This is a genomic window from Aquimarina sp. AU58, from assembly GCF_900312745.1.
GTDB lineage: Bacteria > Bacteroidota > Bacteroidia > Flavobacteriales > Flavobacteriaceae > Aquimarina > Aquimarina spinulae.
Genome location: NZ_OMPD01000008.1, coordinates 65,960 through 91,661, shown reverse-complemented (window position 1 = coordinate 91,661; position 25,702 = coordinate 65,960). Strand labels below are relative to the sequence as shown.

Annotated in this window: 23 protein-coding genes and 1 other RNA gene; 16 read left to right on the top strand and 8 right to left on the bottom strand. The window is 32.0% G+C overall.

Features of this window, described 5'->3' with window-relative positions:
- The first annotated feature begins 222 nt into the window (after window positions 1–222).
- On the top strand, window positions 223–924 hold the full coding sequence (locus DK441_RS04790; RefSeq protein WP_109097734.1) for a DsbA family oxidoreductase: 702 nt from the start codon (window positions 223–225) through the stop codon (window positions 922–924).
- A gap of 172 nt (window positions 925–1,096) precedes the next feature.
- Here the strand turns inward: DK441_RS04790 and DK441_RS04785 are convergent, their stop codons facing one another.
- Complete coding sequence (locus tag DK441_RS04785; RefSeq protein WP_109097733.1) at window positions 1,097–1,735, bottom strand: hypothetical protein; 639 nt, start codon at window positions 1,733–1,735, stop codon at window positions 1,097–1,099.
- A 253-nt stretch (window positions 1,736–1,988) separates the two neighbouring features.
- Between DK441_RS04785 and DK441_RS04780 the strand changes: the two genes are divergently transcribed.
- From DK441_RS04780 to DK441_RS04765, 4 genes are all read left to right on the top strand, one after another.
- A complete protein-coding gene (locus DK441_RS04780) occupies window positions 1,989–2,693 on the top strand; it encodes a hypothetical protein (RefSeq protein ID WP_109097732.1) in 705 nt (234 codons plus the stop codon).
- A gap of 321 nt (window positions 2,694–3,014) precedes the next feature.
- The gene (locus tag DK441_RS04775) at window positions 3,015–3,905 is read left to right on the top strand and encodes a hypothetical protein (protein WP_109097731.1); all 891 of its coding nucleotides are present in this window, start codon (window positions 3,015–3,017) and stop codon (window positions 3,903–3,905) included.
- A 39-nt stretch (window positions 3,906–3,944) separates the two neighbouring features.
- Entirely contained in the window at window positions 3,945–4,607 is a 663-nt protein-coding gene (locus DK441_RS04770) for an ABC transporter ATP-binding protein (protein ID WP_109097730.1), read from the top strand.
- Window positions 4,608–4,960: 353 nt separating this feature from the next.
- Window positions 4,961–5,281 (top strand): hypothetical protein, encoded by a 321-nt coding sequence (locus tag DK441_RS04765; RefSeq protein WP_109097729.1) that lies wholly within the window; start codon window positions 4,961–4,963, stop codon window positions 5,279–5,281.
- Window positions 5,282–5,513: 232 nt separating this feature from the next.
- Here the strand turns inward: DK441_RS04765 and ssrA are convergent.
- Window positions 5,514–5,911: a transfer-messenger RNA gene (gene ssrA / locus DK441_RS04760) on the bottom strand.
- A gap of 149 nt (window positions 5,912–6,060) precedes the next feature.
- On the opposite strand from ssrA, the gene DK441_RS04755 reads away from it, so the two are divergent.
- The 3 genes from DK441_RS04755 (at window position 6,061) to DK441_RS04745 (ending at window position 9,213) form a co-directional block, all read left to right on the top strand.
- Entirely contained in the window at window positions 6,061–7,269 is a 1,209-nt protein-coding gene (locus DK441_RS04755; protein WP_109097728.1) for an NAD(P)-dependent oxidoreductase, read from the top strand.
- A 28-nt stretch (window positions 7,270–7,297) separates the two neighbouring features.
- Window positions 7,298–8,110, top strand: coding sequence for an orotidine-5'-phosphate decarboxylase (gene pyrF / locus DK441_RS04750; RefSeq protein WP_109097727.1), 813 nt, complete (start codon window positions 7,298–7,300; stop codon window positions 8,108–8,110).
- A 317-nt stretch (window positions 8,111–8,427) separates the two neighbouring features.
- A complete protein-coding gene (locus DK441_RS04745; RefSeq protein ID WP_109097726.1) occupies window positions 8,428–9,213 on the top strand; it encodes an ABC transporter substrate-binding protein in 786 nt (261 codons plus the stop codon).
- A gap of 118 nt (window positions 9,214–9,331) precedes the next feature.
- On the opposite strand, the gene DK441_RS27245 is transcribed toward DK441_RS04745, so the two are convergent.
- On the bottom strand, window positions 9,332–9,508 hold the full coding sequence (locus DK441_RS27245; RefSeq protein WP_109097725.1) for a Lacal_2735 family protein: 177 nt from the start codon (window positions 9,506–9,508) through the stop codon (window positions 9,332–9,334).
- Between the two features lie 141 nt (window positions 9,509–9,649).
- Complete coding sequence (locus tag DK441_RS04735) at window positions 9,650–10,363, bottom strand: DUF4197 domain-containing protein (RefSeq protein ID WP_109097724.1); 714 nt, start codon at window positions 10,361–10,363, stop codon at window positions 9,650–9,652.
- Between the two features lie 129 nt (window positions 10,364–10,492).
- Here DK441_RS04735 and DK441_RS04730 point away from each other — a divergent pair, with 129 nt between their 5' ends.
- On the top strand, window positions 10,493–11,449 hold the full coding sequence (locus tag DK441_RS04730) for an MBL fold metallo-hydrolase (RefSeq protein ID WP_109097723.1): 957 nt from the start codon (window positions 10,493–10,495) through the stop codon (window positions 11,447–11,449).
- A gap of 116 nt (window positions 11,450–11,565) precedes the next feature.
- A complete protein-coding gene (locus tag DK441_RS04725) occupies window positions 11,566–12,198 on the top strand; it encodes an ankyrin repeat domain-containing protein (RefSeq protein WP_109097722.1) in 633 nt (210 codons plus the stop codon).
- A 67-nt stretch (window positions 12,199–12,265) separates the two neighbouring features.
- Here DK441_RS04725 and purU read toward each other — a convergent pair whose 3' ends face one another.
- Entirely contained in the window at window positions 12,266–13,120 is an 855-nt protein-coding gene (purU, locus tag DK441_RS04720) for a formyltetrahydrofolate deformylase (protein ID WP_109097721.1), read from the bottom strand.
- Window positions 13,121–13,404: 284 nt separating this feature from the next.
- Between purU and DK441_RS04715 the strand changes: the two genes are divergently transcribed.
- The 3 genes from DK441_RS04715 (at window position 13,405) to DK441_RS04705 (ending at window position 19,826) form a co-directional block, all read left to right on the top strand.
- Complete coding sequence (locus tag DK441_RS04715; RefSeq protein ID WP_109097720.1) at window positions 13,405–16,839, top strand: methylmalonyl-CoA mutase family protein; 3,435 nt, start codon at window positions 13,405–13,407, stop codon at window positions 16,837–16,839.
- A 227-nt stretch (window positions 16,840–17,066) separates the two neighbouring features.
- Window positions 17,067–18,185 (top strand): hypothetical protein, encoded by a 1,119-nt coding sequence (locus tag DK441_RS04710; RefSeq protein ID WP_109097719.1) that lies wholly within the window; start codon window positions 17,067–17,069, stop codon window positions 18,183–18,185.
- A gap of 93 nt (window positions 18,186–18,278) precedes the next feature.
- Window positions 18,279–19,826, top strand: a complete 1,548-nt coding sequence (locus tag DK441_RS04705; protein ID WP_109098015.1) for a sodium:alanine symporter family protein — start codon at window positions 18,279–18,281, stop codon at window positions 19,824–19,826.
- Window positions 19,827–19,868: 42 nt separating this feature from the next.
- On the opposite strand, the gene DK441_RS04700 is transcribed toward DK441_RS04705, so the two are convergent.
- Window positions 19,869–20,252 (bottom strand): hypothetical protein, encoded by a 384-nt coding sequence (locus DK441_RS04700; RefSeq protein ID WP_109097718.1) that lies wholly within the window; start codon window positions 20,250–20,252, stop codon window positions 19,869–19,871.
- A 250-nt stretch (window positions 20,253–20,502) separates the two neighbouring features.
- Between DK441_RS04700 and DK441_RS04695 the strand changes: the two genes are divergently transcribed.
- The 3 genes from DK441_RS04695 (at window position 20,503) to DK441_RS04685 (ending at window position 23,370) form a co-directional block, all read left to right on the top strand.
- Complete coding sequence (locus DK441_RS04695) at window positions 20,503–20,967, top strand: Lrp/AsnC family transcriptional regulator (protein WP_074408783.1); 465 nt, start codon at window positions 20,503–20,505, stop codon at window positions 20,965–20,967.
- A 392-nt stretch (window positions 20,968–21,359) separates the two neighbouring features.
- Window positions 21,360–21,893, top strand: coding sequence for an RNA polymerase sigma factor SigZ (sigZ, locus tag DK441_RS04690; RefSeq protein WP_109097717.1), 534 nt, complete (start codon window positions 21,360–21,362; stop codon window positions 21,891–21,893).
- A gap of 55 nt (window positions 21,894–21,948) precedes the next feature.
- Window positions 21,949–23,370: a hypothetical protein gene (locus DK441_RS04685; RefSeq protein ID WP_109097716.1), complete on the top strand. Its 1,422-nt coding sequence runs from the start codon at window positions 21,949–21,951 to the stop codon at window positions 23,368–23,370.
- A gap of 299 nt (window positions 23,371–23,669) precedes the next feature.
- Here DK441_RS04685 and DK441_RS04680 read toward each other — a convergent pair whose 3' ends face one another.
- On the bottom strand, window positions 23,670–24,425 hold the full coding sequence (locus DK441_RS04680; protein WP_109097715.1) for a DJ-1/PfpI family protein: 756 nt from the start codon (window positions 24,423–24,425) through the stop codon (window positions 23,670–23,672).
- A gap of 25 nt (window positions 24,426–24,450) precedes the next feature.
- Window positions 24,451–25,665 (bottom strand): MFS transporter, encoded by a 1,215-nt coding sequence (locus DK441_RS04675; RefSeq protein ID WP_109097714.1) that lies wholly within the window; start codon window positions 25,663–25,665, stop codon window positions 24,451–24,453.
- Window positions 25,666–25,702: the final 37 nt, after the last annotated feature.

Sequence of the window (25,702 nt, the reverse complement as noted above, 5' to 3'; positions counted from 1 at the left end):
TCACTCTGTTTAGAATGTACTTTACGTAGTGAGATTTTTAGCTATATTTTGTTATAAGTTTATACATCATTATTTCTTTTACTATTATATATTTGTTTATTAGATACTAGGTATAGTGTTGGTTTTGATTGTTTTGTGTGCTCTAAAATAGTTAATTCGATTTATTACTGTATTGAATAAAGTCAAAATGACTTTATTCTATGAAATTAAATAAGAAACATAATGAAAATTAGTATTTGGTCGGATATTAGATGTCCTTTTTGTTATATCGGAAAAAAGAAATTCGAAACAGCATTGGAGCGTTTTGCTCATAAAGATAATGTAATAGTAGAATGGAAAAGCTTTGAGTTAGATCCAGATTTAAAAACACAGCCTCATATAGGTACTATAGATTATTATGCAGATGTAAAGGGAATGGGGAGACAAAACGCAGAGCAATTATTTGGTAATGCAACTCAAATGGCAAAAGAAGTGGGGTTAGATTTTCGTATAGAAAATGCGGTAACTGCAAATTCTCTTAATGCACATAGATTGATTCACTTTGCAAAAACCAAAGGTTGTGCAGAAGCTATGGGCGAGGCCTTATTGAGTGCATATTTGGTGGAAGGTAAAAATATAGACGATATAACATACCTGGCGGATTTGGCAGGTTCTATAGGAATGGATAAAGAAGAGACAGCAACAATGTTGGCTTCTGATGAATATACATATCATGTAAGACAAGATCAGATGGAGGCTAAGAATATTGGCGTAAACGGAGTGCCATTTTTTGTTTTGAATAATAAATATGGAATTTCTGGGGCTCAATCTCCAGAAGCATTTTTACAAGTAATAGAAAAAGCATGGAGTGAGTACGAAAAAGAAAATCCAGCTTTAGAAATTACAAAAGGAGATGCGTGTGATTTGGATGGTAATTGTAACTAATATTATGTATTCGTCAAAAAATCACAGATATAATTAGTCTCTTTAAAAAGCATAAAAATAATTCGAGATTCTGATAAAAATACATAGGTATTACAAAAAATAAAGAAGGGATTGAATAACCTAAACCCCTTCTATTTTACTTATCTCTGGGATTTTACCAATTCAATTTTCATTATTGGTAGAATAATAGATTTTTTACCTTTTTTACTATCTTTTCCTCCTGAGTAGTTGGTGTTTTAAAAGAAGAATTAGATCTAAATTGTAATTCTCCTGAGAAATATTCTTGCGTACGAGAATTTATACAATTCTTACCACTAAATTTTATCGTGTAATAATATTCATAGGTGGGAATTGGGAAATTATACATAATAGATGATTTATCAATATGGTCTAGGTTAATGGTAATAGCTTCAGTTAAATCAATTAATTTAACTGAAATTGATTTACCATCTTTATTTAGGTCAAAAGAAAACGATGAAATTACTTCATTACCATATTTTACATAACCAACATATTTTCTTAAATAACGTACAAGCTCATAATTTCTATCTTTGAAATTGTCTTTAGAATAATACTTCTTTTTCAAGTCTTCATATTTACCTAAAAGCTTTTTGTTATATGGTAAATTAGATTTTTTCAGTGTATAATTAAAGAATATCTCTTTAGTGTCTAAACCGTAATTTTGCGACACACTTTGGATGGTATCCCAAATCATTCTCTCTTTTTGATTTGATTGACTAAATCCCGCATTTATAATAAAGTAAAAGAAAAAAAGTAGCTTAGTATTTGATATGATTTCACTAATATTCATAATACTATAAATTAAGGTTTTTGAATTAATTTATCTGATTACCAATCTTTTAATTTTAAATATACATTAAATCTCTTAATTTTTAGGAACAAGTTTGAGCTAAATAAAAGCTAAATAGGGTATTACTCAAAATACTAGACGATGAAAAAGGGTTCTTATAAATCAGTTTATTTGCTTGAAGAAGTTTAATTAACTAATTTCACAAAGCATTAATCAACTTATTTATAAATTTTATGACAGGGATTAATATAGATTGGAATTTCAATGTTATCAATTCACTAATTTTAGTTATACAAGTAGTCATAGGTCTTCTACTTATTTTTGGAAAAAGCTACCTAAAAAAACAGGTGAAGATCTAGCAACAAAACAAAATATTGAAGTAATTACTAAAAAGATAGAGGGAGTTAAAGCTGATTTTGTGAAGGAAACTCAATTCATTAAGTCTGAATTAGATTTAATGAACCAAAATAAATTTAGTTTACAAAGTGCAAGGCGGAATGCATTATTGAAATACTACGAAGATTATTCTATTTGGTTAAATAGCATATCGGATGTAGAAGTTTTCTTTGTAGATTCTTATCAAGAAGCAAAAATTGAAAAACTTCTTGGATTAATAAATGATTTCTATAATCAATATAGGCTAAGTAAGAGTAGATTGGGGCTTTTTATTGACAATAAAAAATTTCGTAATTTAATTTTTGAATTAGACAAAGCGACAATTATTCACGAACAAATTACTAGAACCTTTTATGTTAAATTAAATGGTATTGATAAGAAAATTTTTAATAATAAAAAAAGTGCCGATGAATTAGAGGAATATAAAGAGTTACTAAAAGAAAAGCGCGAACTAACAAAGTTATTTCAATCGGATAGTTCTAGTTCATTTAAAGAAGTACTTAAGTATGAGGTTCAAATTCGTGATGATATTCGTAAAATGTTATTTGACCAGATTTCATGAATTTCATATTTAATACAAGATCATTCTTGTGTGAAATTCAAATTTTTTAAACCCACCTCAATTGATATTGCAACAAAAAGCAATACAGCTTTAACCTTACGGTTTCCCGTCAGGATAAAATTTTCAGTATAGCTTGTAAGATGTAATAATGTAAATATAAGAGGTATTATTGGGAGATATATTATGTTGAAATATTAATATCTCCTCATTATACTAATACATTTTTATTAATTTTATCTGTATTCGACATATGCGGATAATTACATCGAAATTGAAGTAATAATCAAAGTTATTCATCTTTTTTGAATATAAAGTATTAAAATGAAGAACAATTTATCAATATTTAAGGAATGGAAAGAGAATTATTTATTATTAATTCCTGTTCTAGGGAGTCTGCTTATATCAATATTACAAACTGAATATTATGATGATCTTCTAATTGCGCTTATTATATTAATTTTCCCGTTAGGACTATGGACTTTTTCCAGATTAAGTAAATTCAAGATAATTTTAAGGATGTTTTCGGTTTTTGTCTTTTTACACTTAATCTTTTTTCCTTTTATATACTTATGGTTGATACAAGAAGACCAAAATAGTATCAAGTTTGATTCAATTGTTTCAAAGGAGAATAAAACTGAATCTTTAAGGCAGCTTGATCAACAATTCAAACCGGTTAAAATAAGTGAAAAACTTGAAATTCTTAGAATAATAATAACTGATGAGAATAATGAAAATTTGAATAAACTTTTGTTTATCCCTTATAATTATGGAGTATTAATGTTAAACGATTTTTTAGTGTATCCTTATGCTGAAATGAGACCTCGTGAAAATGTTCATTATTTGATATTATGTGATAAATCTGGTAAGTTTTTGTTTAAAATGCCTTATTTGAATGGTCATAACGATAATAATACTATTGATATTACTTTCATGGATTTCTTTAAGAATTCAATAACTATTTTGAATAAAGAATTAGGCACTTACAAAAAAAAGAAGGAAATAATAGATGAGAAGGATGATTTTTGGAATTATCGAAAAATCTTACCTTATTCTTTGAATATAAATTCCAATAGTAACATGAAACCAATAACGAAGTTAGCCAATATTGTGTATGCAATTCATAACTTTTTTGTTTTTGGCCTTATTTTAAGTATTATTCTTAGACTTATATCTTCTCATGTTTCATTAAAAAGTAGGAAAAAACATGATTGAATAATATTCTAATGTTTTATAAATTAATTTAATATTTAGATGAATAATAGACCTTTTTTAGTGTTTATAGTAATCCTTATTGTGATTGCACTTTTTGCAATTTCCATTTATATAGGTAATTTTTATAATTATAATATATCCAAAACCCCTGCTGATTGGGGGGCATTTGGTCATTATATAGGAGGCGTTATTAGCCCTATTATTGGGATTGCAAGTATTTTAATTTTGGGAAGAATTTCTATGGAAATCGGACGAAATTCAGTAGAAAATCAAAGAGAATTGTTTGAATCAGAACAAAGAATTTTGGCATTTCAGGAATTAGTTCAAAACAGAGTGGAATTTCAAAATGTATTTATTGGATATAGCCTTAGTGATGCTCTTAAAGAAAAAATAGAAGGGCATAATATCGAATTAACTGTAAATGAAATAATTACATTCGAAGTTGCTAAAATTAAATTAACAAAGTTTAGTGTTTATCTTAATCATTATGGTGTTAAGTATGGACATTTGTTTAATTATGATTTTGATTCAGATGAATATGATGAATTGACAAGTTTAATAGATTTCTTTGTACAATATCATACAAGCGATTTATACAACCCAAGTAAAGAAGATGAAGTGATGCATGAGGAAATAATGGAAGATAAACAAGAAACATTGCTAGATAATTTCATTTCTGAATTGGAAAGCGAATTAGGATAAATATATTAATTAATGCATGAATAAAATAATGGTTTTCTGCCCTTTTGTTAAAACATTCTTCAACTGATATTGCGACGAAAAACAATACATGTCGATTGTCAAGTTTAACCAGAACTCTTCCATTCAAAAAATAAAAGGATCCTTTCTGGATGGTTCTATAGAGTTTATGCTAAAGCAAAAAACCATAAAAATAATTCGAGATTCTGATAAAAATACATAGGTATTACAAAAAATAAAGAAGGGATTGAATAAAACTATAGTAAATGAATGGGGAATTATAGGATTTTTTATATTTTCATGACTTAAGTAAAAAAGTATAGAAAAAAATTAAAAAACTAAAGTTTAATAAACAAATGAGAAACATAATTATAGTATTTATTCTTTTAATATCCTTATGTGGTTATAGCCAAGAGCGAAAGACACAGGTAAATGTATCTAAATTTTATAGAGAAGGAGACTTGTCGTTCTTACATATAGAGAAAGAAAAATACATTATAATGCAGATGACTCATTTTGAAAATGAAGAAAGTAATAAAAAAGAAATGATACTAAACGGAGTAGAGTATCGATTAAAAAAGGTATTTAAAATTAAAAATCTGAATTCGACTTCAACTATTCATTCATTAGAGTACTGGTCTAGTATAAATGATGACATTATACTAATGGATAAGTAGAAGGTATATTTGTCCTGATAATAAACGTTAATAAGATATACTATCTTAGTTACCGATTTTACCACCTAAAAAAATAAAGCCTTGTATAATAATAAATACAAGGCTTTTTTTGTGGAGTCGAAGAGGGCTGTAGCGATCAGTAAATGTCCTGAGGACATTTGCAGCGAAAGAGCCAGCTGGCGCATTGGCCGAATCCTCCGGATACACAAAAACCTGCCATTTGGCAGGTTTGTAGTGGAGTCGGAGGGATTCGAACCCTCGTCCAAACAAGTAATACAATAGCTTTCTACACGTTTAGTTTTTGTTTAATTTTCGTCGATAGGAAAGACCAAAAACCGCCAACTTATCGCTTATTCTCAATTAAGTTTCGAAATTATATCAAGATCCTATAATTTCTAGGTCTATTTTTACGATACTCAAAACCAAACGCCATAAACCAAGGCTTTTGAAGAGTATCCTGCTTGTCTACCTTGTAGACCGAGGCATTATCCTACTAGAATTCAGATTATGCAGCTAGGGCGTAGTTATTCTCGCCGTTTAAAAAAGTGAAATATGATATTTACGAGCTATATCTCAGCGCTCGACGTGCTTACTACCTTATTAATCTCGCTGTCAAAACCAGTCGACCCCAGTAGTATTTTCCGAAATTTGATCATTATATTTCTTTAGAAAACAAAATATGCTCTCAATTTGACCAAAAATACTTTCGGGCAGCAAATATAATCATAATTATCATATCTTTACCCTCGTTTTTTAGTACAAAATTTATACCAATTCATATGACTAAGTTCGGTGTCATTAAAGAGCGAAAAAACCCGCCAGATCGTCGTGTCGTTTTTTCGCCAAATGGCCTAAAATCAGTAGTGACCAAATTTCCTCAAGCCTCTTTTATTGTAGAACCTTCTCATGTTAGAGTTTTTGATGACTCTGAGTATGAAAAAGCAGGTTTTACCGTTTCTGATGATCTGTTAGATTGTGATGTACTGCTTGGTGTAAAAGAAGTGCCTATTGCTGCTTTATTACCTAATAAAAAATATTTTTTCTTTTCGCATACGATCAAAAAGCAATCGTATAACAGGGATTTACTAAAAGCAATTCTCGAAAAGAATATAGAGCTATATGACCATGAAGTTATTGTAGGACAAAATGGTTTTAGGTTAATAGGATTTGGAAAATACGCTGGGATCGTTGGTGCGTATAATGGATTTAGAGCCTGGGGACTTAAGTTTGATACTTTTACCTTACCAAAGGCCGAAACACTGAACGATCAAAAAGCATTAGAGTCTGAATTATCGAAAATTGAGCTACCCAATATAAAGATTGTACTTACCGGAAACGGAAAAGTAGGAGGTGGAGCCAAAGAGATTATCGATGCTATGAATATCAGAGAAGTTGCTATAGATGAATACCTGAATGCTACATTTGATGAACCTGTTTATGTTCAAATCGATGTGTTGGATTATAATAAACGCAAAGACGGGCGTACTATAGACAAGGGTGATTTTTATACCAACCCACAAGAATATGAAGGAGATTTCATGCGATTTGCAGAAGTAAGTGATATGTATATTGCAGGCCACTTCTTTGGAGACGGAGCACCTTATATTTTTACCAGGGAAGATGCAAAATCCGAAGGTTTTAATATCAAATTGGTAGCAGATATTTCATGTGATATCGATGGACCGGTTGCTTCTACAATTAGATCTTCTACAATTGCAGATCCGATATATGGCTATAATCCACAAACCGAAACCGAAACCGATGCTACAGATCCAAATGCAATTGGAGTAATGGCAGTTGATAATTTGCCATGCGAATTACCTAAAGATGCCAGTACAGGATTTGGAGACATGTTTTTAGAACATGTAATCCCTGCATTTTTTAATGATGATAAAGATGGTATTCTCGAAAGAGCAAGAATGACCAAAGGTGGAAAGTTAACTGAAAGATATAGTTATCTTCAGGATTATGTAGAGGGTAAAGAATAATGTTAATCAATAGATCAATACAATTAATATGACAACTCAGGAACTGGTTGCTCAAATACATGCAAAACAATCATTTTTATGTATAGGATTAGATGTGGATTTAAATAAAATCCCTAAGCATCTATTAAATGAAGAAGATCCTATTTTTGAGTTTAATAAAGCCATTATAGACGCAACGCACCATCTTGCTGTTGCCTATAAACCTAATACAGCTTTTTATGAAGCATACGGTATCAAAGGGTGGAAATCTCTCGAAAAAACAATTACCTATCTAAATGCAAATTATCCCGAGGTTTTTACGATTGCAGATGCCAAACGAGGAGACATTGGTAATACAAGTACAATGTATGCCAAAGCTTTTTTTGAAGACTTAGAATTTGATTCTGTAACCGTTGCCCCTTATATGGGTAAAGATTCTGTAGAACCTTTTTTAGCTTTCGAAAATAAACACACGATTTTACTGGCATTGACATCTAACCGGGGCGCTTTTGATTTTCAGACAAAAAATGTAGAGGGAAAAGAATTGTACAAGCAGGTATTAGAAGTTTCTAAATCATATAAAAACTCTGAAAACTTAATGTATGTGGTTGGCGCAACCAAAGCCGAGTTTATTGGAGAAATTAGAAAAATTATACCAGATAGCTTTCTTTTGGTTCCTGGTGTAGGCGCACAAGGCGGAAATTTACAAGAAGTATGTACATACGGATTGAATGATCAGGTAGGACTGTTAATCAACTCTTCTAGAGGCATTATATATGCTTCAGATGGAACTGATTATGCTGAAGCAGCAGCAGAAAAAGCGCTTGAACTTCAAAAACAAATGGAAAATATCCTGAAATAATAAAAATAAAAAAGGAACAAGAATAGTGTATACTCTTGTTCCTTTCCAAAAGGATAGAATTAACGTCTATTGGCGTTAAAAACATGTTTTGCATACCCATAAAGCCCGTATGCAATAAAAATAACGAAAAATGCCATTATACCATAAATGATAACATTTAGTAATATTGAACTCATAGCCCCAAAATTTTAATATTAATATCTTCTAAGATAAGAAGATAATTTCTAAAATCCTATTTTTAAGTATCTAATTATTAAGTATTTATGATTTTTTTTTATAATTTTTAAGAATTCATAAAATGTAACACGACCAGCGATATGATATGTACAGATCAATTAGGTAGGAGAATTGAATTTCTAAAGCATCCAAAGCGTATTGTTTCTTTAGTGCCTTCGCAAACCGAGTTATTAGTTTCGTTAGGAATATCAGATCATATTGTGGGGGTTACCAAATTTTGCGTTCACCCAAAAACGATAAGAAATCAAAAAGCTATTGTAGGAGGGACTAAGAAAGTCAATTACGAAAAAATTAAAAAGCTAAATCCTGATATTATTCTTTGTAATAAGGAAGAGAATACAAGAGAAATAGTAGAATATCTTGAAAAAGAATACCCAGTACATGTTTCAGATATTTTTTCTATATCAGAAGCTATAGAAATGATTAAGCAATATGGGGATATTTTTAACAAAAAAGTGGAAGCAAATACACTGATATCTAAAATAAGGTTAGAAAAAGAATCTTTTGATAATTTTGTATCTGGGATGCCCCAAAAACGAGTAGCCTATTTTATATGGAAAGACCCCTGGATGGTAACCGGTAAAAACACATTTGTAGATCATCTGCTAAAAGTAAATGGTTTTGTAAATGTTTTTGGCAATAAAGATCGTTATCCAGAAATCTCAAAAGAGGAACTTAGAACAATACAAGATTTAGACTTGATCATGTTATCCTCTGAACCATATCCTTTTTCAAAAAAGCATATCGATGAATTGAAAAATACAACCACTGCAAAGATTATTTTGGTTGATGGAGAATATTTCTCATGGTATGGGTCTCGACTTGCAGAAGCTTTTACATATTTTAGAACACTTCATGAAGTATAGAAAATTTTGTACATGACAACTATTTCTATACCATGCATGAAGTGTATTGGTATGAAATTAGCCCATACTTTATGTTTAAAAAACAGTACTAAACGGTCTTAGGAGTGTCAAATATTCATCAGGAAGATTGCCCTTCAATTTCTTTTATTTGAATTAAAATTTTATCAGCTTTTTGATGAAGCTGATCACTTTTGTTTTTATCTGTAAGTGCTAATTTATAAGCACTTTTTATTAATTTACAGTAGGTATACTGTAGTTTTTGCAATTCAGTTTTGTTCTTTAACCAGGCAAACATTTTTCTTCTCTTACATTAATACTGCAAAGATACTGGATAATAAAAAGGTGGTTTCTTAAGAATCAGTTAAGGTAGTCTAAAATTGTGATAAATATAGATAAGTCTCTTAATCAACAACAATTAAGAGACTTGTTTAGGCTTTTATCGATCTTGCAGAGCAAATACCCGTCGCAATAAATCAGTTGTTCTAGAGCTAAGCTTAGTTCGGATTTCTTGCTCTTCTACTGCGATCATAGCATATACTCCTTTAAGAGCTTCGCCCGTTACATAATCGGTGAGGTCTGGGTTAACATTGTTTGTAAGAGGTATAGCATTGTATTTTGTGATGATATTAGACCAAATTTTGTCTGCACCAACCTTAGAAAACGATCTATTGATTACAGGATTAAACTTTTGATATAGTTGATTACGAGTCTTACTCTCAAGATATTGAGTAGCTGCCCTGTTATTACCTAACAGTATTTGTTTGGCATCATTAAACGTTATTTGTTTTACAGCACCTACAAATATAGGTGTTGCTTCTTTTACAGCATCTTCTGCAGCACGATTAATTGCTTTTAATCCTTCGTCTGCGAGTTTGCCTAATCCAATATCTCTTAATGTTTTATCTACTTTTTGTAATTCTTGCGGAAGAAGAATCTTAACAAGTTGATTTCTGTAAAAACCATCTTTTTGGGTAAGTTTTGTGACTTGCTTATCTATGCCATTATCTAAAGCTTCTCTTAACCCATTAGAGATGTCAATATTGCTCAACCCAAAACCTCCGGTAGTCTGCGGAAGGTTATTTACAACTTGCTGTAACTCTGCACAGCTTGATAATAAAAAGATAGCGAGTATACTAAAAATTTGTTTCATGATTTCTTATTAGATTTGAGATTGTGATTATAACTATGTTAAATACGTTAGTAAAATAAAATTGATATTAAATCATAATTACGTATTGCGAATTTTACCTGACCTTTAAAAATTAATAAATGTAGCCAGATGAAACCAAATTTAATTTTTTTAATACTATCTACTCTAATTATTTCATGTAAAAATGAAAAAGTATCGATAAAAAGCCAATCTGTTCTACAAAATGAATTTGATCAATACATAACTGTATTAGGAATTGCGCAGGACGGAGGGTTTCCTCATATTAACAATACAAACGAATATATAGCTGTTCAAAAAGGTCTGACAGATAAAGAATTGGTTACTGCATTGGGGGTGATTGATAAGAAAAACCATAAAAAATTTATATTCGAGGCAACACCAGATATGCCAGAACAATTAGCGGTCTTAGATAATGAACATCTACAAAATGATGCTATTATTGATGGAGTGTTTTTAACACATGCCCATATAGGGCACTATACAGGGTTGATGCATTTTGGTAGAGAAGCCATGGGAGCAAATAAAATACCTGTGTATGCAATGCCAAGAATGCAATCTTTTTTAGAAACTAATGGCCCTTGGTCGCAATTAGTCTCTTTGCAGAATATAGCTATTAGACCTATACAAGCAGATTCTACACTAACCTTAACAAGCGCGATACAAGTTATTCCTTTTTTGGTGCCTCATAGGGATGAATATTCTGAAACAGTAGGGTATAAAATTATCGGAAATAATAAAAAAGCATTATTTATCCCAGATATTAATAAGTGGTCTCTTTGGGAGAAAAATATTGTTGATCAGGTTAAACAAGTGGATTATGCTTTTATTGATGCCACTTTCTTTAAAAACGGAGAAATCCCAAGGCCAATGTCCGAGGTGCCACATCCTTTTATCGAAGAAACCATTGCTTTATTTAAAAATGAATCAAAAGAAGTAAAATCAAAAATAATATTTATTCATTTTAATCATTCGAATCCGGTACTTCAAAAAGATTACAAAGGAAGAACAACCTTGGAAGAACAAGGATATCATTTTGCAAATACTAAGGATGTTTTTCCTATATAAAAACTATAAATATTAGTATTAAAATTTGAAACATAAAATCACTGAAAATGGGGGATAATACTTTTGTGTATTGACTTATTTTTATAACTAATTTCAAAATAAATAAAAAGCTACGGATGCTTCAGGAAAACAACATGAAATTACCTAATACTCCAGGTGATAAAAAAAAGCAAGAAACAATATCTTTGGTAGAAGCTTGTGCTCAAGAAGATATTCTGTTAGTAAAGCATTTACTACAAATAGAAGTGGATGTAAATATGACTTCCGAATTAGGTTTTTCTGCGTTAAATATGGCAGTTATTAAAAATAATATTAAACTAATCCATATACTTCTTGATGCTGGGGCAGATATCAATTTTCAGAACACAGATGTGTTTGGTTTAGGTGAAACACCGCTTATATCTGCGATTAGAGAAAATAATGCAATTATTGTAGAATTGTTGCTAAATCATGAGGCAGATCCTAACACACCAAATTACTTCCATAAGACACCTTTGATGATAGCGGCAGAAGAAAATGCTCTGGAAGCAGCAAAAATATTATTAGCATATAAGGTGCCGATTGAGCATGGAATTCACACCGGGTCATATACAGAAACACCACTATGTATCGCTGTATTATATAATCATACAGAGATGGTTACTCTTCTTATACAGAACAGTGCAAAGATCAAACCACTTAGAAAATTACCAAGGCATAAAATCAATCCTAAAATGGTAAAATGGTTAAAGCAGCGTAAATATTTGTAAAAACCAGTCTCCTGGTTGTAATGTCCTGTACTTCGAAACAGAAGTATATTTTAATAGCGTTTCCACTTTAAGAAAAAACAACAGTTTTATTATTATAAACTAGCAATTTTCTTTCGAGATGATGTTTAATGGCTCGCGATAATACAATTTTTTCGAGATCTCGGCCTTTAAGCATAAAATCATCTGCATTATGAATGTGGGATACACGTGCAATCTCTTGCTCGATAATAGGCCCGCCTTCTGGATCAGGAGTTACATAATGACTTGTTGCACCAATGATTTTTACACCTCTTTCGTAAGCAGAATGATATGGTTTTGTTCCAGGAAAAGCAGGTAAAAAAGAACGGTGTATGTTTATAATTTTATAAGGAAATTGATCTATAAAATCGGAAGAAATAATTTGCATATATCTAGCCAGAACTATAAAATCAATTTTATATTCTTTAAGAAGTTCTATTTGCTGTGTTTCAGCCTGTTTTTTGGTATCTTTTGTTACTGGGATATGTTTAAATGGGATATCAAAAGTATCAGCAATAGGCTTAAGGTCTTCATGGTTGCTTATAATAATAGGGATATGTACTTTTAATTCTCCAGAGGCATATCTTCCCAAAATATCATAAAGGCAATGATTATATTTAGAAACAAAAAGAGCCATTCGAGGCTTTTTTTCGGCATTATACATTTCCCAATGCATATTATAATTTTCTGCAACATGTGTAGTAAAGGACTCTTTAAATAGTGCTAGCTTTTCTTCATCTTCATCAAATTCACATTCTAATCTCATAAAGAATTCCTTTAGTTCACGATCTACATGCTGTTCTATATATATTGTATTCCCTTTTTTGGCCAGAATGAAATTGGTGACGGTTGCAATAATTCCTTTTCTGTCGGGGCAATTAATTAATAGGGTTGTTTTTTTCATTATGACTTGTGTTTTCTCAGGACATAAACTTACTATTATTGAACTGATTTTAGAAATTGTTTTTTCTTAAGTTTTACTAATTATCCTTATTTTCTTATGGATTTATACTGTATTGCCCTGATCAATGTATGATTTTTAGAAAACATAGGATAATTAATATTAAATTTGAACTATAAATAATGAAAGCATTAGATAGGTTAAATAAATTATATAATTCTAAAAAAATAATCCTTTTTGATGCATATTTCGTAAATTGGCAGCATTAAAACCACTTTTTATTATCAATGGAACAAAAAACACCGTATACACCCAAGAATAAAGTAAGAATAGTTACCGCAGCTTCATTATTTGATGGACACGATGCCGCTATTAATATTATGCGACGTATTATCCAGTCTACAGGAGTAGAAGTCATTCACTTAGGCCACGATCGCAGTGTAGAAGAGGTTGTGAATTGTGCCATACAAGAAGATGCTAATGCTATCGCGATGACTTCTTATCAAGGAGGGCATAACGAATATTTTAAATACATGTATGATTTGCTAAAGGAAAAAGGAGCAACTCATATTAAAATATTTGGCGGAGGTGGTGGAGTAATCCTTCCCGAAGAGATCAAAGAACTGATGGATTATGGGATTACTCGTATATACTCTCCTGATGATGGAAGAGAATTAGGATTACAGGGGATGATCAATGATCTGGTAGAGCGAGCAGATTTTCCTATAGGAGATCGCCTTAATGGAGAAGTAGAGCATCTGGCAGAAAAAGAAATCGGTTCTATTGCCAGAGTTATTTCTGCTGCAGAAAATTTTCCTGAAGTCGCTAAGGATACTTTAGACCAAATTCATATAAAAAATAAAACATCTAAAACACCTGTTCTGGGTATTACTGGTACGGGTGGTGCCGGTAAATCATCATTAGTAGATGAGTTGGTTCGCCGGTTTTTGATTGATTTTCCTGAAAAAACAATCGGATTAATTTCTGTAGATCCTTCTAAACGTAAAACGGGAGGAGCACTACTTGGAGATAGAATTAGAATGAATGCTATTAATTCTCCAAGAGTATACATGCGTTCTCTGGCTACACGACAATCTAATCTGGCATTGTCTAAGTATGTAGCAGAAGCTATAGAAGTGCTTAAAGCAGCAGAATTTGATCTTATCATTCTTGAGACTTCGGGAATCGGTCAGTCTGATACCGAAATCTTAGAACATAGCGATACCTCTTTATATGTAATGACACCAGAGTTTGGTGCTGCAACACAATTAGAGAAAATAGATATGCTGGATTTTGCAGACCTGGTAGCTATCAATAAGTTTGATAAAAGAGGCTCTTTGGATGCATTGCGAGATGTAAAAAAACAATATATGCGTAATCATCAATTGTGGGATATTCCACAAGATGAATTACCAGTATTCGGGACTATTGCTTCGCAGTTTAATGACCCGGGAATGAACACACTCTACAAAGCAATTATGGATAAAATTGTAGAGAAAACAGGAGTAGAATTGAAATCTGATTTTCATATTTCTAAAGAAATGTCTGAAAAGATATTTGTTATTCCGCCAAGCCGAACTAGATATCTGTCAGAAATTTCTGAAAATAACAGAGCATATGATAAAACTGCAAATACTCAGGTAGAAGTTGCACAAAAATTATATGGTATTTATAAAACGATCTGTAGCGTTGCTAATGTCGATTCTATTGCTTTGTCTAAGAATGGAATTGATGAAGAGAATCTTCAGAATGTGAAAAATGAGGATAATGCATCATTTTTGAAATTACTCTTGGCAGAGTTTGATAGAGTAAAACTTAATCTTGATCCTTATAATTGGGAAATTATTACCGGGTGGGCTGCTAAAGTCAAAAAATATAAAGACCCTATTTATTCTTTTAAGGTAAGAGATAAAGAAATTAAAATAGAAACCCATACAGAATCTTTGTCGCATAGTCAGATCCCTAAAGTGGCCTTACCAAAATATGAAGCCTGGGGAGATATCCTGAAGTGGTGCTTACAAGAAAATGTACCTGGCGAGTTTCCTTATGCTTCTGGATTATATCCTTTTAAGCGTACCGGAGAAGATCCAACACGTATGTTTGCTGGAGAAGGAGGCCCCGAACGTACCAATCGACGTTTTCACTATGTGAGTTTAGGAATGCCCGCTAAGCGACTTTCTACAGCCTTTGATTCGGTAACACTTTATGGAAACGATCCGGATCAAAGACCCGATATCTATGGTAAAATTGGTAATGCAGGAGTGTCGATTTGCTGTCTAGACGATGCAAAGAAATTATACTCTGGATTTGATTTAACACATGCCATGACCTCGGTGAGTATGACCATTAATGGCCCTGCTCCAATGTTACTAGGTTTCTTTATGAATGCGGCTATCGATCAGAACTGTGAGAAATATATTAAAGAAAATAATCTTGAGAACGAAGTAGTATCAAGAATCAAAAAGATATATGCCGAAAAAGGTGTAGAACGTCCAGAATATCAAGGCGAACTTCCCGAAGGTAATGATGGATTAGGATTAATGCTTCTTGGTGTTACAGGAGATCAGGTACTACCTGCAGATGTATATAATGAAATTAAAACTACTACCCTAAACACTGTTCGTGGTACAGTGCAAGCAGATATACTTAAAGAAGACCAGGCACAAAATACTTGTATTTTCTCTACAGAATTTGCATTGCGTTTGATGGGAGATGTACAAGAGTATTTTATTGATCAACAAGTGCGTAACTTCTATTCGGTATCTATTTCTGGATATCATATAGCAGAAGCAGGTGCAAATCCAATTACGCAGTTAGCATTAACATTGGCAAATGGTTTTACTTATGTAGAATATTACCTAAGCCGCGGAATGGATATTAACAAATTTGGGCCTAATTTATCTTTTTTCTTTTCTAATGGTATTGATCCAGAATATGCAGTTATAGGTCGTGTTGCACGTAAAATATGGGCAAAAGCTTTAAAAGATAAATACGGAGCGAATTCTAGAGCCCAGATGTTGAAATATCATATTCAAACTTCGGGTCGATCATTACATGCTCAGGAAATTGATTTTAATGATATTCGTACGACGCTTCAGGCGTTATATGCGATCTATGACAATTGTAATTCATTGCATACCAACGCTTATGATGAAGCCATTACCACACCAACAGAAGAATCTGTGCGTAGAGCAATGGCAATACAATTGATTATCAATAAAGAACTGGGGCTTGCTAAAAACGAGAACCCAATTCAAGGATCTTTTATTATAGAAGAACTAACAGATCTTGTTGAAGAAGCGGTATTGGAAGAGTTTGACAGAATTACAGAACGAGGAGGAGTGCTCGGGGCGATGGAAACCATGTATCAACGTAGTAAAATACAAGAAGAAAGCTTGTATTATGAAACATTGAAACATAATGGAAAGTTTCCTATTATTGGAGTGAATACATTTTTAAGCTCTAAAGGATCGCCAACGGTAACACCAGGAGAGGTAATTCGTGCAACAGAAGAAGAGAAGCAATATCAGATCAAAATGCTAAACGAATTGCATAAAGGAAATGCTGATTCTACGATAGAACTACTAAAAAACCTACAACAAAAAGCAATCAGTAACCAGAATATTTTTGAAGCTTTGATGGAGGTGTGTAAAAAATGTTCTTTAGGCCAGATTACGTCAGCACTGTTTGAAGTAGGAGGGCAGTATAGACGAAATATGTAAAGTTGCTTATCTCGTAAGAGCGTAGCATAGAATAGATTTTTTTAATGAAACCTCACACGTTTTATAGACTTGTGAGGTTTACTTGTTTATAGCATATAATTAAATCAATTTAAAACCAGATTTATTTAGGCTTTATCTAAGAAAGATTAATAATGATCAAAATTTCAATATCTTTAGACATGAGTAATACCAATTTAACTTTGAAATTTGGTATAAAAATCTAATTCGTGTTTAGTACCATAGAATATACAGTAACTGCAATTGTGTGCCTTATTTCGGCAATAGTAATTCAACGTATTTTTCGCAAAGAAAAACTTCGTGGAGCCGATAAAAAAGCTATTCATGGGATTAAATGGTTTGGATTGGCAATATTTGTTTGGGGTTTGGGAGCCTTGGTTAATTTAATTATGGTCGAAGGATTGCGATGGTCTTCGACTAATAAAATTCTGATTTATTTTGGTGTACTGATTTCTTTGGCAAACTCGTTGTTTATTTTATTATCCCTTCCATCAATAGAACATCCTCAAAAGCCAGGTATTGTAGTACGACTGGTACAACGTTTTAGCGTTCGAGAATTTATTGGGCTCTTTTGCGGTGTTTTAGGAATGATCACTTTTGTTTTTATTGCGTCTTCCTATGGCAACCCCGAGATTAGTAATAATTTTATTTGGTTGATCGATATTCCTATTTCTATTTTGGTAGCTATTTCACTGCTTTATGAGCTTAATAAAGCTTTTGTAGGAAGGCAAATGAGATTTATGTATTTGCCTACTTTTGCATTATTTGTACTAATTGTAATTGCTGTTTCTCACCGTATGATACCGCAGGATAGAGTATTGCAATTTATCGATCAGCAATTCTGGGGAGTATTGGGTAGTATTACGGCTATTTCGTTCAAATTTCTTTTTATTCTTCTGTTTTCTATTCTTTTGTATAGTTGGAAATTCCTTTCAGAAAAAGAGCAACAGCAAAGCCTGGCTAAAAAACTAGAAATTCAAAAAGCAAAACTCGAAAAAGAAAACGAACAATTACAAATAGCAAATGAGAGCCATTTAGATACGATCAAGACATTAAAAACTAACCTAAAAGCGATAAAAGCAACCTCAAAAATAGAACTTTCTGATAGACAAAAAGAGGTTTTAGGGTATCTGGCGTATTATGGGAACTATAAATCATATACCGAAATTGCACAGGAAATGCATATTAGTACAGATGGATTTCAGACCCATATTCATCAAATAAAAAAGATGCTTAATATAAGCGGGGCAGGAGGTAAAGAGCAATTAATTGCTTTTGCAAAGGCTAATAGTTTTCTTCAGTATACTTCACTAAAAGATGATACGTAACCGTATGCTTAACCATTCTGGGCGTAAATTTTGAATACTACTTAACCTTTTATGGTTTCAGTTTTTAGAGCAATTTGCTTTAAAAATTTTACTATGTTATTTCCTTGTATTATTTCAGAACAAAATTTAGATAAAAATATCGATCGTGTTTTTGGTGATGCTACCAGTTGGTTTGTCGATGCAATTCTAGCCGAAATTCCTATCACAGATACTGTAGGGATTCCTTGGGTAGTTGTAGTATTGCTATTAGGAGCTGGATATTTTACATTATATTTTAAGTTTATTAATGTAAGAAGTTTTTATACTGCAATACAAGTAGTTCGAGGAAAATATGATGCTTTAGAGAATTTGAATCAGGAAGAAACAGATGAATTATCTACTGAAAGCATTTCGGTAGAAGAAAAAAACAAGGATGATAATGTAAAAGGAGAAGTTAGCCATTTTCAGGCATTAACTACAGCTGTTTCGGCTACAGTAGGGCTGGGTAATATTGCGGGTGTTGCAATTGCCTTGTCTATTGGTGGTGCCGGAGCAACACTCTGGATGATTATCATTGGGGTATTAGGGATGTCTTCAAAATTCGTAGAATGTACCCTGGGAGTTAAATACCGGGAGGTAGATAGTGAAGGGAAAATTTTTGGAGGGCCTATGTACTATTTAACCAAAGGGTTGGGAGAAAAAGGCTATGCCAAATTTGGTAAGGTGCTATCTGTAATTTTTGCTGTTATGTGTATAGGAGGATCGTTTGGCGGTGGTAATATGTTTCAGGTAAATCAGGCATTTAAATTGTTTGACCATGTGATAATTTCGGATAACTCGATGTTGCATGGGCAAGGTTGGGTGTTTGGAGTTATCATGGCAATATTAGTAGGTGTTGTTATCATTGGCGGAATCAAAAAAATAGCAAGTGTAACCGATAAGATTGTACCCTTTATGGTGTTGATTTATATTACAGCAGTTTTAACAGTTTTGGTGTTGTATAGTTCGGCTATTCCAGCAGCGTTTAGAGCGATTTGGGATGGTGCTTTTCATCCTGAAGGAGTGATGGGAGGATTTGTAGGAGTATTGGTTCAGGGATTTAGACGAGGAGCTTTTAGTAATGAAGCAGGAGTTGGTAGTGCTTCAATAGCGCATAGTGCGGTAAAAACACGTTTCCCTGCAAGCGAAGGACTAGTGGCATTGCTCGAGCCTTTTATTGATACTGTAGTTGTGTGTACAATGACTGCTTTGGTATTAATTATAACCGGGCAGGTAGATACAAGTACCGAAATTGATTTTGAACAAGGAGTTCTTCTTACTGCTTCTGCATTAGAGAGTGGTGTTTCATGGTTTCCGTATCTTCTTACGATTGCAGTATTACTTTTTGCTTTCTCTTCTATGATTTCGTGGTCATATTATGGATACCAGGCCTGGAGTTATCTTTTTGGAAGAAGCAAACGTACAGAATACCTGTATAAATCTATTTTTTGTTGCTTTACAGTAATAGGTGCTGCAGCTACACTAAATGCAGTTACAGATTTTAGTGACGCCATGATTTTTGCGATGATGGTACCCAATATGATTGGCCTGTTTTTATTAAGCCCTAAGGTGAAAGACGAATTAAAACGTTATAAAAAAAGCATTGCCGGAAGGATTAGATAATATTGAAAAATAAAAAAAAGTAAAATCTATAAAGAGGAAACTTTATAAACTCATCATCCAGGAACGTTGCAGGTGTTTAAATTTTCTAAGCTCTTTACGCAGTAGAATTAAGAATTCTTTTCCGTTACTTTCGGATTGTTCGAGACGCTCACAATTTTTATAAAGCCTATTGGTAATATGTATCAGAGAAGTAGCATGCCTTATACGCTCATCTTGAAAGACTTGGTTTTCGGCTTTAATTATTTTAGGAGCCAGCGCATCTGATTGTCTTATGATGTCACCTGTAAAATAAATATGAGGATTCTCACTCCCATTATTTTGTAATGCAGCCAAGTCATGAACAAGATAATTTGAAATGCTTCTCGAGAGTGTAAATATCTCAAGAGCTTTCTTGTATAATCTTTTATTTCGGGGCTGTAATCTCATATTAGTTTGTTACCCCAAAAATAATGTTATTTTTAGTATTTTTTCTTTATTATTTAAAGTTAAATGATTAATTTACATTAGTAATTAAGGACTTTTGTTGTTTTTTACTTAAAAATGAAACTTTTGTAAATGAAATAATAATTAGGAGATGTAAGCATATGTAATATATAATATAAAAGCTTAGATATCGACAGAAAAAGAGAGCTTGTACATATGCTATATAATCACTAAAAAATTAAAAAATATTGTAATGAAAATAGATGCTATAAACTGGGATATTTTGAAATGTTTACAACAAAACGCAAGACTGTCTAATACAGAAATAGGACGAAAAGTTGGCTTGAGTTCTCCTGCAGTTGCCGAAAGGATAAAAAAGATGGAAGATTATGGGATTTTAAAAGGATATATTGCAGATGTCTCATATACCAAAACAGGGTATCAATTAAAAGCAATAATTACACTACGAGCATTTATGGGAAGATTAAAACCATTTTTGATAAAGGTGTCAGAATTTAAGGAAGTCATGAATTGTTATCGAATCACAGGTAACGAAAATATAGTTATGGAAGTAGTGTTAAGAGACCAAATACATTTACAAGAATTTATAGATAGGTTGATCACTTATGGAGAAGTTAAAACACATATTATACTGTCTAATCTTATAGAGAATAACCCAATTACTAGTCATATCGAATTTGGAGAGCTAGATGTCTAATTTATGGCATGAGATTTGATTATATGTACATATAAGAACAATCTTTATCTTGTGTGAGGACATTAGTTTGGGGAACTAAAGAGAGTACAGGGAAAAGATAAAAAACGTCTGAATGCATTCAGACGTTTTTTTTATGATGCTAAATCAGATTTCATTAAATTTATGAGGTAATTATGCATCTTTTTGTATCTGTTTTAGTCCTATAGGTATATAATCATATTAAAACATAGCGTTATGAAAAATAAAGAATGTATCTGTACATGTTCAAGTTGCGTAGAAGGACAATGTTCTAATTGCTCCAGCATAGGATACGAATGTACAGAATGTAGCTGTTAACAATAACTTCCCTATTTCTATTTATAGTAGAAATAGGGGTATTTCTGTTTTGATTTATGGAAACTTTGAATCTTTGGAAAACCTATCATGAAGACATTAGATTGTTTATAAAAAGTAAAGTGAAAAATGATCAAATTGTAGATGATTTGATACAAGAGACCTTTATAAAAGTACATAGTAATAAAAATAAACTTAGAGATCATTCTAAAATCAAATCCTGGCTGTTCACTATTGCAAGAAATACAGTATATGATTATTTAAAAAAAAATAAACAGACTACAGATGTTGTAAAAGAGCAAATATATGAAGAGACTACCAACCATTCTGAAAAAGATTGTCTCCCAGGGTTAATAAACAGACTGCCAGAAAAATATCGAAAGCCATTACTTCTTTCTGATGTAAAAGGTTTTAAGCAAAAACAAATCGCAGAGCAATTAGGGCTTCCTTTATCAACCATTAAATCACAAATACAACGTGCTCGAAAAATGATCATACAAGGGTATATGGATTGTTGTGATTATAAGCTTGATGATAAAGGAAAGTTAGTAGGAGAGGCTAAAGAAAAAGAAAATTGTAAAATATGTAGATAAAAACGCTATTAAGTGGTATATTTTTTGTGTCATTTAGTTATAAAATCATTGCGTTGTGTCAATATTGTTTTCCAAAAAGTACCTCTTTTTTGTTATACTTTGTCTAAGTTTAATAAGCTATGGGCAAAATACACTTACACTCAAAAAGGGTGTTGTTACAGATTCTTTGATTATTCCTTCGTCGGGTAATCATTTTAGTATTTACTTACCAAAATCTTTTGATTTAAATAAAAGTTGGCCCTTACTGCTGGGGTTTGATAGTTCGGGAAATACAGGAAAAACTGCACAATTGTACAGAGAAGCAGCCGAAGAACAAGGGTATATTGTTGCGATTAGTAATTTCCTAGAACAGCAAGAAGCACAAAAAAAAGTAGAATATGTATCGGATTTTATAAACCATATTTTTTCTCTTTTTCCGATTCAAAAAGGAAGAATCTATATTGCAGGAGTTCAAGAAGATGCAAAGCTGGCAAGTTTACTAGCTGCTTTATACCCTAATGAGGTGTTTGGAGTAATTGCAATAGAGGATACATATTTCTATGATTCGAGGATAAGGATCAAAAAAAACTTTTCTTACCAGGGTATTGTAGGTGTTGATAACCATAAGTACCAGGATTTTTTCAATATTAAAAAGTACTTAAAAAGCAGAGCGGTTCCTGCCGATGTTTATGTTTATGAAAAAGATTCTGGGTTATTGCTCAATAAACAGATTAAAAAAGCACTTTCGGATTTTACATTGCGAGCAATGAATAAAGGAAGGATGCCAAAAGATTCTATTTGGGTTAAGAATTTATTTAAGAGAGAAATGAAACAAGTAGAATTGTATCTAAATCAAGATAAGTTTTTAAATGCGTTTGATGAAGTAAAACGTATACGACTCAAATATGGCACCTTTTTTAATACTAATGATCTAAAAGAAAAGCAGAAAGAAATTAGAAAAACCAAGGAGTATAAGCAACAGAAACGACTGGAAACAAAATACCTGAACAAGGAAAATTTTCTTAGAGAAGCATATTTGCTTTCAATGGAAGAAGATATCGAAGTACAAGAATTTGAAAATCTAGGATGGTGGAAGTATCAAATGTCAGAGTTAGATACCTTGATTTTAGGAAAAGAAAAACTTGCTCGTCATATGGCCTATAGAATGAAAGGGTATGTGAAGTATCTGGTTGATAGTTATAAAAACCAACTTATTAAAGAAGAAGAAAACCTGGAAGGAAATTTATTCCTTAATATATTAAGTACAATAGTCGATAAAAAAGATTTTGAATCGTATCGAAAAGTGATTTCTTTAAGCGCCCAGGATCAGGATAATGAAACAGCTTTGTTTTATTTAGAACAAATGTTGAAAAACGGATATAAAGATCTAAACGCATTGTACACCATAGAGGGGACATTGGCCTTAAAAATGTCTGAAAAGTATAATAAATTAATAAAAAAATACCTCGGAAATTCTAAATACTTCTTTTCAAAATAAATTGAAATCATAAAATTTTGTGTATTTCATCGAATTTATGTGTTTTTTGTCGTCATTTTTTTGGTGTATATGATTTTTTTACATTATATTTACAATAGTAAAAAATACTTGATGTGTCGTCCAGAATTAACATTTTAAACTGTATGACGATACGGATTTAAAATATTAGTTTGGAATACATCAGGGATAAATTAAGTGTGAGGACATTAGTCTAAAGACCCCGAATCTTGAAGCTAAAGAGAGTACGTAATTTTCCCTAAATACTGAAAGCGATCTGAATAAGATCGCTTTTATTATTTTTATTTATTGATTACCAGATGAGGTACCTTTTCCAGATTCCAATCAATCACTAATCCTTTTGCAAGTGACCTTGCAATTTCTGCACCATATAAGTATTCACATAAATATAATGCAGCTTCAAAACTTTTGGCACCTCCGGCAGAAGTTATATACTTTTTGTCATGTACAAATAGTACTTCTTTTCTAATATCCAGGTTAGGAAACGTACTTCGCATTTGATCTATATCACTAGGAAAAGTAGTAGATACTACATTATCAAGAACTCCGGCTTTAGCAAGAACAAATGCTCCATCACAATGCGAAGTCATAAATGAAGCAGTTTTATCGACTTGTTTTACAAAATCAAGCATCACTTTATCATTCAAGTCGGTATCTAAATGGTGCTCGGCACTAGGAACTACCAAAATATCTATTTGAGGCAAAGAATCTTTTACATAATTATAATCAGGTATAATTTTTACACCTTCAAATGTAGTTATTGAGTGATCTGTATTTGCAACAGTAAAAACATTCATTTGTTTTATGTTTTTACGATATTGGGTGTGTTGAAAAATATCAAACGGTGCCGTAAATTCAGTATTATAGGTTCCATCCATAATAAGGAAAGCAACATTATATCGGTTAGGCTCTAATTTAGGAAAGCTCTTTTTCTCTTCTATTACTTCTGTTTTTACAGTATCAGGTTGTTTCTCTTGCTGTACTTGGGTACAACTATAAATTAGTATAATGCAAAAGGTAAAAAAGAAATTTTTCATTGGTATAGGTTTTATAAATAATTGGTTAACCAGGTACTTTTTCCTGATTAAGTTTTCGTTTTACGATATATAATAAAAATGTTCCTAAAGCAGCAATCAGCGCCATAAAAATCCAGGTGTTTTCAAATCCAAAATTATTTATGAATTGCATTCCTGAGTTATGACCAAAAATATGAGCTAAAGAAAAAGACATGCTATACAATCCCATGTAGGCTCCCTGTCTTCCTTTTTTTGATCTGTCTAGAGCAAAAGCATTTCCAAATGGAAATGCAACCATCTCCCCAAGTGTGGCGATAATCATTCCGATAACCAAAACTCCTGCCCAGGGAGTAACTAATAACAGTAGAAAACTTATACCGGTTAGAACAAACCCGCCAATAACATTCCCTATTTTAGATAATTTTGTCTTTTCCAGATATGCAATTAATGGCATTTCAAAGAAAAATATCAAAGCGCCATTTAAAGCAAGTAGTAATCCGATTTTTTGTTCTGATAGTTGGTGTATTTCTTTATAATATAATGGTATTGTAGAAAAATACTGAACAAATATAAATCCAAATAAAGCCAATGCTATTAAAAACAAGACATAAACACCATCATTATGAGCGCTTACCGGATTTTCGACAACAACTTCTTTGTCCTGTATTTTTGCTTTTTTGGGATGTAGCGTTTGTGTCATCACTAATCCGGCTATAATACAAGTAATCCCGTCTACCCAAAATAAACCATAATATCCTATAGATGCTATAATTAGTCCGCCAATTGCAGGACCGGCAGAGAAGCCTAGATTAATTGCAAGTCGAATAAAAGTTAATGATCTGGTTTTATTTTCTGGTTTGCTATAGGCACTTAATGCTACAAAAAAAGCAGGTCTGGCCATATCTGCAATTGCAATTAGAACAAAGAAACCAATGCAAATACTCCAGAAACTAGTAAAATATTGAATAGTTATAAATGAGACACCCGTTAATAACAAAGAAATAAGTATGACCTTGTAGTAACCAATTTGATCACTTAGTTTACCTCCTAACCAGGCGCCTAAAAAAGAACCTAATCCATAACTGGTCATAATCCAACCTACTTGTTGTAACGAAAAATTTAAGTCATCGGTTAAGTATAAAGATAAAAAGGGGATGACCATTGCCCCGGCTCTATTGATTAGAGTGATCAAAGCTAACCACCACACCTCTTTTGATAGCCCAGAAAAAGAGTTAAAATAATGAAGTAAAAGTTTTAGCAATGTATTTGTGATTTGTATTAGACTTCCAATTAATAGA